This window comes from Candidatus Binatia bacterium (assembly GCA_036382395.1).
Classification (GTDB): domain Bacteria; phylum Desulfobacterota; class Binatia; order HRBIN30; family HRBIN30; genus JAGDMS01.
The window spans coordinates 1-8,519 of the sequence record DASVHW010000033.1; the positions used below are offsets into that span (position 1 = coordinate 1).

9 protein-coding genes are annotated in these 8,519 nt (G+C 63.1%); 4 read left to right on the forward strand and 5 right to left on the reverse strand.

What is annotated here, in order from left to right:
* Positions 1-233: 233 nt before the first annotated feature.
* Both VF515_01805 and ispD read left to right on the forward strand, forming a co-directional pair.
* Positions 234-716: a CarD family transcriptional regulator gene (locus VF515_01805; protein ID HEX7406361.1), complete on the forward strand. Its 483-nt coding sequence runs from the start codon at positions 234-236 to the stop codon at positions 714-716.
* A gap of 48 nt (positions 717-764) precedes the next feature.
* Entirely contained in the window at positions 765-1,463 is a 699-nt protein-coding gene (gene ispD / locus VF515_01810; protein ID HEX7406362.1) for a 2-C-methyl-D-erythritol 4-phosphate cytidylyltransferase, read from the forward strand.
* Here ispD and larE read toward each other — a convergent pair.
* Together larE and cysK are read right to left on the reverse strand one after the other, a co-directional pair.
* Positions 1,399-2,274, reverse strand: a complete 876-nt coding sequence (gene larE, locus VF515_01815; GenBank protein HEX7406363.1) for an ATP-dependent sacrificial sulfur transferase LarE — start codon at positions 2,272-2,274, stop codon at positions 1,399-1,401. The two genes, ispD and larE, sit on opposite strands and share 65 nt — an antisense overlap.
* The gene (gene cysK / locus VF515_01820; protein HEX7406364.1) at positions 2,274-3,206 is read right to left on the reverse strand and encodes a cysteine synthase A; all 933 of its coding nucleotides are present in this window, start codon (positions 3,204-3,206) and stop codon (positions 2,274-2,276) included. Before cysK ends, larE begins: the two co-directional genes overlap by 1 nt.
* A gap of 64 nt (positions 3,207-3,270) precedes the next feature.
* Here cysK and VF515_01825 point away from each other — a divergent pair, with 64 nt between their 5' ends.
* On the forward strand, positions 3,271-4,227 hold the full coding sequence (locus VF515_01825; protein ID HEX7406365.1) for a glycosyltransferase family 9 protein: 957 nt from the start codon (positions 3,271-3,273) through the stop codon (positions 4,225-4,227).
* Positions 4,228-4,243: 16 nt separating this feature from the next.
* On the opposite strand, the gene VF515_01830 is transcribed toward VF515_01825, so the two are convergent.
* Together VF515_01830 and VF515_01835 are read right to left on the reverse strand one after the other, a co-directional pair.
* Complete coding sequence (locus VF515_01830) at positions 4,244-5,314, reverse strand: PA0069 family radical SAM protein (protein ID HEX7406366.1); 1,071 nt, start codon at positions 5,312-5,314, stop codon at positions 4,244-4,246.
* Positions 5,315-5,469: 155 nt separating this feature from the next.
* On the reverse strand, positions 5,470-6,591 hold the full coding sequence (locus tag VF515_01835; protein HEX7406367.1) for a hypothetical protein: 1,122 nt from the start codon (positions 6,589-6,591) through the stop codon (positions 5,470-5,472).
* Between the two features lie 177 nt (positions 6,592-6,768).
* Between VF515_01835 and mtnA the strand changes: the two genes are divergently transcribed.
* On the forward strand, positions 6,769-7,836 hold the full coding sequence (mtnA, locus tag VF515_01840; protein HEX7406368.1) for an S-methyl-5-thioribose-1-phosphate isomerase: 1,068 nt from the start codon (positions 6,769-6,771) through the stop codon (positions 7,834-7,836).
* Between the two features lie 5 nt (positions 7,837-7,841).
* On the opposite strand, the gene VF515_01845 is transcribed toward mtnA, so the two are convergent.
* Positions 7,842-8,519, reverse strand: a 678-nt coding sequence (locus VF515_01845; protein ID HEX7406369.1) for a glycoside hydrolase family 3 N-terminal domain-containing protein, incomplete at its 5' end; no start/stop codon positions are given.

An 8,519-nucleotide genomic window follows, 5' to 3' on the forward strand; every position in this document is an offset into this window, starting at 1 on the left:
CTCTCCGCATAACCGCCGCCGCTCCACCTCCAGCTCCTCGATATCCATTGGCCCCGCAGCCCTCCTCTGGCTATATGTCTATAGCCAGATTGCCGCGAAAAAGGCAACAACGCCTACTTTCCCCACTACCATGACGCACACACCCTTCCCTGACCCCCGCCAAAAGCTTGTTTGACCAGAGGAGGTCAAAGTGGGATAATACACTATTTCTCGGGGCCAGGGAGGAACAGACGATGTTTAAGATTGGTGAAAAGGTCGTCTACCCGGCTCACGGGGTTGGCGTTATCCAGAGCATCCAGACCAAGGTCATCTCGGGGACTGAAAAGACGTTTTATATGCTCCGGATCCTCGAAAATGACATGACCATCATGATCCCCACGGAGAATGTCGCCTCCGTTGGGTTACGGCGAATCATCGGCAAGGACATGGTCGGCAAGGTTTACAAGATCTTGCGCGAACGCCGAGTCGAGATCGACCAACAGACATGGAACCGCCGCTACCGTGAGTATACCGAAAAGATCAAGACCGGTTCAGTTCTTGAGATCGCTGCGGTTTTGCGTGATCTTTTCGTACTCAAAGGAGATAAGGAGCTGTCCTTTGGCGAGCGCAAGATGCTCGATACCGCTCGCAATCTTCTGGTGAAGGAGCTTTCCATTGCCCGCTCCCACTCAGAAGAAAAAATCATGGAAGAGCTGAGCGACATCTTCGCTCACTAATTCGATTGCTTACCAGACCGCCGGCCCTGGGCCGGCGGGGCCTTTCCAGTGAAAACGTCTGCGATCGTCGTGGCTGCCGGTCAGGGCACCCGGATAGGCGCCGCGGGAGGGAAAGCCTTTATCGCCATCGGCGGTCAGCCCATGGCCACCTACTCGCTGAGAACACTCAGCGCGCTGTCCGATCTTCTGTCCATCGTCTTCGTAGTCGGAGCCGGCCAGGACGAACGCGCGGCCTCGACGCTATCACAGTACGGCCCCTGGCCGGTGCCTATTCACCTGGCCCGCGGCGGTGCGGAACGCCAAGACTCTGTTGCCGCGGGGCTAGCGGCGGTCGATGCCACGGCCGAACTCGTCATCGTGCATGACGCTGCCCGGCCGTTCGTGCCACTGTCGTGCTTCGAGGCCTGCGCCGCTGCGGCCGGGAGCACCGGCGCTGCTATCGTTGCGGTCCCAGCGCACGACACCGTCAAGGTCGTCAACGCCGACGGCGCCATCGTCGAGACACTCGATCGCCGCACCATCTGGCTAGCACAAACCCCTCAGGCATTTAGGACTTCGCTACTGCGTCGCGCCTATGAACACGCCCAGCGCGATGGCTACACCGCTACTGATGACGCGATGCTGGTGGAACGCATCGGCGCGACCGTGCGGGTCGTTCCCGGCCTGTCCGTCAACCGAAAGATTACGACCCCCGACGATCTCGACTGGGCCGAGTTCCTTCTTCAGACTCAGAAACTGGCTGACTGAGATCACGCCGCTGCCCCAGGCTTTCGTTCAAGCTGCCGCTGCGGAAGCCTTGCAGATCGACGGTAACGTAGAGGAATCCGATTGCTTTGAACTCGCGGACGAGCGGCTCTCGGATCTCAGGTGCCACGATCCGCTCGAGCAAACCGGCGGGTACTTCGATGCGGGCAATCGCGCTGTAATAGCGCACGCGGCACTCGCCAAACCCCAGGTGATGCAGCACCCGCTCGGCGGCAGCTATCCGCTGTAAACCCTCCAACGTAATCGCGGTACCGTAGGGAAAGCGGGAAGAGAGGCACGGACTGGACGGCTTGTCCCACGTCGGCAGGCCGAATTCGTGGCTGAGCTCGCGGATCTCACGCTTGCTGAGCCGGGCCTCGACCAGCGGATGCCGTATCCGGCGTTCCGCCGCCGCCTGCAGCCCGGGCCGGTAATCCCCTAGATCGTCGAGATTGGCGCCATCGACGACGTGCTCGATTCCGAGCTTCGACGCCTCGGCCGCGCATACCTCGTACAAATTGTCTTTGCAGAAATAGCAGCGGTTAGCGGGATTGGCAGCGTAGCCGGGGATTTCCAGCTCATTGGCATCGACGATGACGTGCCGCACGCCCAGTTCGCCTGCAATCTGCACGGCCAGTGCGTGATCTTCATCAACCGCGGTCGGCGATCGAGTCGTCAGCGCGACCACGTTGTCCTGCAGTTCCTCCGCCGCGACGCGCAAGAGAAAGGTCGAGTCGACTCCACCAGAAAACGCCACCACGACGCGTCCCATCTCCCGCAGGATGACGCGGAGATGATCGAGCTTCGCGGACATCAAATCCCTTCAGCCTGAAAGACCTCGGTCGTCAGGTAGCGCTCTCCCGTATCGCAAAAGATCGTCACCACCGTCTTGCCCTTTCCGAGTTCCCGGGCAACCTGCACGGCGGCCCAGGTGTTGGCACCGGCGGACACGCCTACCAGGATGCCTTCCTCGCGAGCCAGGCGGCGCGTGTACGCTATGGCATCCTCGTCGGTGACCCGAATGACGTCGTCGTAGACGGCGGTGTCCAAGTTCTCCGGCACAAACCCGGCACCGATCCCCTGGATCTTGTGGAAGCCCGGCTCCCCACCGGACAGCACCGCCGATGATTCCGGCTCCACAGCGTAAATCCTCACCCCCGGCATGTTCTGGCGCAATACCTGACCGATTCCGGTGATGGTCCCGCCCGTACCGACACCCGCCACGAAGGCATCTACACGTTCGAACTCTCGCAGGATCTCCTGCGCCGTGGTGCGGCGGTGACTCTCCGGATTGGCCGGGTTACTGAACTGCTGCGGCATAAAGTAATCCGGATGCTCCAGCAATAACTCCTCGGCCCTGCGGATGGCGCCGTGCATGCCTCTGGTATCCGTTGTCAGCACCAACTGAGCCCCGAAGGCGGCGAGCAAGCTCCGGCGTTCTTCACTCATGGTGTCCGGCATGGTCAACATGAGCTGGTAGCCCTTGATGGCCGACACCAAAGCCAAGCCGATCCCCGTGTTTCCACTCGTCGGCTCGATAATCGTGGCGCCCGGCTGCAACCTGCCGTTCCGCTCCGCCGCTTCGACCATGCTCAGGCAAATGCGGTCCTTTATGCTCCCACCGGGGTTGAGCGACTCCAGTTTGCCCCACACTTCAGCATCGTCGGGTCCGGCAATGCGGTTCAACCGTACAGCCGGAGTGTTCCCAATGATATCGAGGCAGGACTTGGCTATTGCGGGGTACATGATTGTGGTTGGAACTGAGTCGAGTCAAAATAACGGCGCGACCCATCCAAGTCAATTCGATCCCATGCCGCCACCTGCCGATAGCGCTATCGTGTTGTTTCCCGGAGCCCTCGGAGATTTCATTTGTTTTCTCCCCGCCCTGGCCGCCCTGCAGGCGCGGCATGACGGGCACCTGCTCCTCGTTACCAATCCGGCACTGCGGGAGCTTGTCCGGCTTCCGCGCACCGCCACAGCATCGATCGACCGGCGTGAGATTGCGGACCTGTTCGTGTCGGACCGTCCCGCTGGCCCGGAAACCCGGAAGCTGTTCACCGGTTTTCGCTCGGTGTACTCGTGGACCGGGTTCGGGAATCCGGATGTCAGCCTGCGCCTGGCCGCGGTCACCGGCGGACAGGTGAATATCTACCGTTTCCGCGGCATGGACACGGGCGAGCACGCCGTCGAGTACTACGCCCGTTGCGTCGGCGTCGCGCCGCGATTGTCGATCGGCTCGTTTTTCGCCGACGACGCGGAGTGGTTCAAAACGTTCGAGCGCCAGCACCAGATTGCGAACTCCTTCGTGGTCGTGCATCCCGGCAGTGGCTCAGCGAAGAAAAACTGGCAAGGATTCGAGGCGATTGTCCGGCGATATCATGAACAGGATGGCCACACCGTCGTGCTGCTACAGGGGCCCGCCGAGATGGAACGGGCGAGGCCAGATTACGGGGCTGATGTCACGCTCGATGGACTGTCCCTACCTCGGGTCGCCGCGCTGCTGCGTCGCAGTGGGTTCTACATCGGCAACGATTCAGGCGTGAGCCACCTTGCCGGCGCCGTGGGAACGCACGGGCTGGTGCTCTTCGGCCCGACAGACCCGACAACGTGGGCACCGCAAAGCGATAGGCTACAGATCCTGTACGCTCCAGAGCCGTGCTCGCGCTGCGGGAACGACCTCTTCTGCCTGCATCGACTTCCCGCCGAGCGGGTGCTCAGCGCACTCGAAACGTTCGGTACGCATGGCTCGTGCTCCTCTTTCCCGTAGGGACCTCGCTGGAATATCAACAGAGGCTGAGTTGTTCACCAGAACGCAGGGGCCGGCGAAAGGCGCTGGCGTTGAGCGGCGGCAGTGGCCGATCGAGTCCGTGACGCCGCGCCGCAACCTCGAAAAGGGCTTGGATCTGCCCGGCATACACACCCTCGCCGCGCAGGCGACGTCCGAAACGCGTATCGCTGAGCCGGCCTGCGCGGCACTCCCGGATCCGACCGAGCACCCGTTCGCGTCGATCCGGAAAGTGTTCCGCCAGCCATTCCGCGAACAGGGCGTCGACCGGAGGTGGCAATCGCAGCAGCTGCCACGAGGCGCTTTGCGCCCCGGCCGCGGCGGCTGCAGCGACGATGCGTGGGATCTCTTCGTCGTTCAGACCTGGGATCACCGGGGCGACGAGAATGCCAGTCGGTATTCCTGCAGCGCTGAGGGCGCGGACCGCTTCAAGGCGCAGCTGTGGTTGCACCGCCCGCGGCTCCATGCGGCGCGCAAGGTCGTTATCGAGAGTGGTGACGGACGCCAGCACCCGCGCCGCTCCATGCGCGGCCAGATCGCCAAGCAGATCGGCGTCACGGGCGACCAGGGCGCTCTTGGTGACGATCGACACCGGGTTGCGAAACTCCCTGAACACTTCCAGACAGCGGCGGGTCAGTTGGAGGCGACGCTCCACCGGTTGATAGCAGTCGGTGTTGCCCGACAGCGCGACCGTTTGCGGCTGCCAGCGTGGTGACATGAACGTCCGCCGCAGCAGCTCCGGCGCGTTGGCTTTGACCATGATGCGGCGTTCGAAATCGAGCCCGGCGCTGAAGCTCAGGTACTCGTGCGTCGGTCGGGCGTAGCAGTAGATGCAGCCGTGCTCGCAGCCGCGGTACGGATTCAGGCTGAATCGGAAGTTGATGTCGGGGCTGTCGTTCTCCGCCAGCGCGCTGCGGCTGGTGTCACGATAAAAGACGGTTGGAGGCGGTGCGTTCGCCTCGGATGAATCGGCGTGCGCTTGTTCGTCGCTCTCGACGTGAATCTTCTCGTAACGGTTCGGTGGATTCCGATCGGTCCCCCGTCCCGCCGAACGCCGTGCAGGCTGCATCTTTCCACTTTCGCCTTCTCTTCTCTCATGGAGCTAGCGCAATTGCAATACGCCTCCTTCCGCGTCTAATAGCACAAGATACCGTGCACTACTTCGGCAAAATCCTGGAAAGGGTTCCGAGAAGTGAGAGGAGGTTATTTCCCCGGAGGGGGACCTTAGCCGAGCGGCAGGTCGTAGATGCGCCAGGTCCTATAGATCCGTCCGCCCATCATTTGCAGCGCGGCGTTCATCGGCCCGTTGTCTTCGAGGATCCAGCTCATCTCGCCGGCCACGTAGCCCTTCTTGAGGCCGGTCTTCCATACCTGCTCGTAGAGCAGCGCCCCGATGCCCACCGGATGATGCTCGGGCAGCACACCGAGCGTGAAGATGCGCAAGAAGTTCAGCTTGCGTTTCGCGCGCAGGAACTTGAGCCAGCCGAACGGAAATAAGCGGCCGTTGAGCGGCTTGATGGCGCGGTTGATGTCCGGCATGCAGATGGTGAAGCCGACGGTCTGCCCGTCGAGGTCGGCGAACAAACACAGATCCGGATCCACAATCAACTTCAGACCGCGAGCGATCTCCTGGATCTCTTCTTCGCTCACCGGCACAAACCCCCAGTTGTGGCTCCAGGCGCGGTTGTAAATGTCGCGGACAAGGAGGGCTTCCGTCTTGAAGTCGCGCAAGTTCATCCGCCTGATGGACACGGACGCACGCTGCTGCACCCGTTCCGCCGCTTGCTTCATACCAGCGGGGAGCGGACCAGCGTCGAGCCAGTAGGCATAGAGGTCTTTGGCTTTGACGAAGCCGTAGCGCTCCACGAGCTCCTGATAATACGGTGGATTGTACGTCGTCAGCACCACGGGATCGTACTCAAAGCTGTCGATCAGCAGGCCGACCTCCTGGTTCGTCGAGAAGTTGAACGGGCCGCGCAGGACACGCATTCCCCGCTGGCGCACCCACTCGCGCGCCGCATCCAGCAACCCTGCCGCCGCCTCGGAGTCTTGCAACACTTCGAAGAAGCCGAACACACCAACCGGCTCTTTCTGAAACTGAACGTAATTGTGATCAATGGCCACCCCGATGGTGCCGCAGAGTTGACCATGGCGGTGCGCCATGAAGTAGGCCGCCTCCGCATGCTTGAAGAAGGGGTTGTGCCGCGGGTTGAAGAAACGTTTGCGCTCGAGCAGCAACGGCGGCACCCAGTGGGGATTTCCCTCGTAGACCTGCCACGGAAACCCGATGAACTGCCGCATCTCGCGCGCGCTCCGCACCGCCGTGACCGCCACTTCCTGACCCATGCACCTGATACCTCCCCTCCTACCGCATGCCCTACCTACCAGTTTTGCCCTTTTCAGCAATGCAGGGCCTTTGGCCACGGCCGTCGCCGGCGAGCCTCGTCCCGCAAGCCTCGTCCCGCACCTTGACGGCACGTGCAAGCGGCCGGTATCTACAGCCCAAAGCGAGCGAAACGAGTTATGGTGCGAACCGTCGAGTGGCGTAACGGAACCGTGGTGATGATCGATCAGCGCCTGCTGCCGGGGCAGGAGGTGTATCGCGTCTGCCGCGATTATCGGGAAGTGGCGCGCGCGATCAAAGACATGGTCATCCGTGGCGCGCCGGCCATCGGGGTAGCCGCGGCCTTCGGCATCGCCCTCGGCATGCGCCAGGCACGACGCGATGCGCCCGCTGCCTTCGAGCGCATCTGTCAGACGTTCGCCGCAACGCGGCCGACGGCCGTCAACTTGTTCTGGGCCATCGAGCGGATGCGCCGCACCTTCGCCGGCGTGCGCACGCACAGCCTCGATGACATCCGCGATGCCCTGCGGCGCGAAGCCCAGGCGATACACGACGAGGACATCGCGGCGAACCGCGCCCTCGGCCAATACGGGGCCGCATTGGTGCCGCGCGGGGCGCAGGTGTTGACACATTGTAACGCCGGCGCACTGGCCACCGCGGGCTACGGCACCGCCCTCGGCATCGTGCGCGCGGCCCACGAGGCCGGGAAGCGCATCACGGTCATGGCCACGGAAACCCGCCCCTTCCTCCAGGGCGCGCGGCTCACCGCCTGGGAGCTGAAGGCGGAGCGCATCCCGGTCACCCTCATCACCGACAGCATGGCCGGCCACTTCATGCGCGGCGGCAAGATCTCGTGCGTCATCGTCGGAGCCGACCGCGTGGCGGCGAACGGCGACGTCGCCAACAAGATCGGCACCTATACCCTGGCGGCGTTGGCACACCGGCACCGCATCCCGTTTTACGTCGCCGCGCCCACATCAACTCTCGATCTCGATTGTCCGGACGGCGACCACATCCCGATTGAGGACCGCGATCCGGCCGAAGTAACCCACATCGGGAATCGTCAGATCGCACCGACCGGAATCGCCGTCGCCAATCCCGCCTTCGATGTCACGCCGCACCAACTGGTCACCGCTATCGTCACCGAGCGTGGCGTGGCCCGCGCCCCCTACAAGACGAGCTTGCGCCGGCTCGCGCTCGGACAGCGGCGCCAAGCGCATCGCCGCAAAGCTTCGGAGCGAACCTAGCCGGCTCAGATCGCTTGAACCAAGGCGCGATGAGGCGCGTTCGGCAGCTCGCAGGCCGCTCCACGCCGCGGCGCACTTGATTGCCGCAAGCGCTCGATGCGGCGTGCCGCCGCGGTGACGACCTCCAAAGGCAACGAACCGTCGGCAACGGCTCGCGTGACTGCCTCGATGGCGCGCTCGGCCTTGAGCAGATCCTGACAGACGAGTAACGCATCGGCGCCGGCCCTCAAGGTCGCCAGGGCCGCAGCACCAATCTGCTGGTGATCCGCGATCGCCCGCATCTCCAGGTCGTCGCTGGCGATCACGCCCTCGAACTGCAGCTCCGTGCGCAGCAAGCCAGTGAGAATGGCCTGTGACATGGTGGCAGGGTGCTCCGGATCGAGGACGGGATACATGACGTGTGCCGTCATCAGCATCGGCACGCCCGCGGCGATGGCGGCGCGGAACGGCACCAACTCGGTGCGTTCCAGCTCCGCACGCGAGCGCCGCACGACGGGGAGTTCCAGATGCGAATCCTTTTCCGTATCGCCATGGCCAGGGAAATGTTTCCCGCACGGGATCACACCGCCGGCCTGCAAGCCGCGCATCATCGCGATTCCCAACTCGCCCACCAACGCCGGATCAGAGCCGAAGGCCCGATCACCGATGACGGGGTTCGCAGGGTTCGAATGCACGTCCAGCAC

Excerpts from the sequence above, each read along its gene's own strand:
- VF515_01830 (HEX7406366.1), bottom strand. The coding sequence starts at position 5,314 with ATGCAGCCTGCACGGCGTTCGGCGGGACGGGGGACCGATCGGAATCCA.
- VF515_01805 (HEX7406361.1), top strand. The coding sequence starts at position 234 with ATGTTTAAGATTGGTGAAAAGGTCGTCTACCCGGCTCACGGGGTTGGC.
- VF515_01835 (HEX7406367.1), bottom strand. The coding sequence starts at position 6,591 with ATGGGTCAGGAAGTGGCGGTCACGGCGGTGCGGAGCGCGCGCGAGATG.
- mtnA (HEX7406368.1), top strand. The coding sequence starts at position 6,769 with ATGGTGCGAACCGTCGAGTGGCGTAACGGAACCGTGGTGATGATCGAT.
- larE (HEX7406363.1), bottom strand. The coding sequence starts at position 2,274 with ATGTCCGCGAAGCTCGATCATCTCCGCGTCATCCTGCGGGAGATGGGA.
- cysK (HEX7406364.1), bottom strand. The coding sequence starts at position 3,206 with ATGTACCCCGCAATAGCCAAGTCCTGCCTCGATATCATTGGGAACACT.
- VF515_01825 (HEX7406365.1), top strand. The coding sequence starts at position 3,271 with ATGCCGCCACCTGCCGATAGCGCTATCGTGTTGTTTCCCGGAGCCCTC.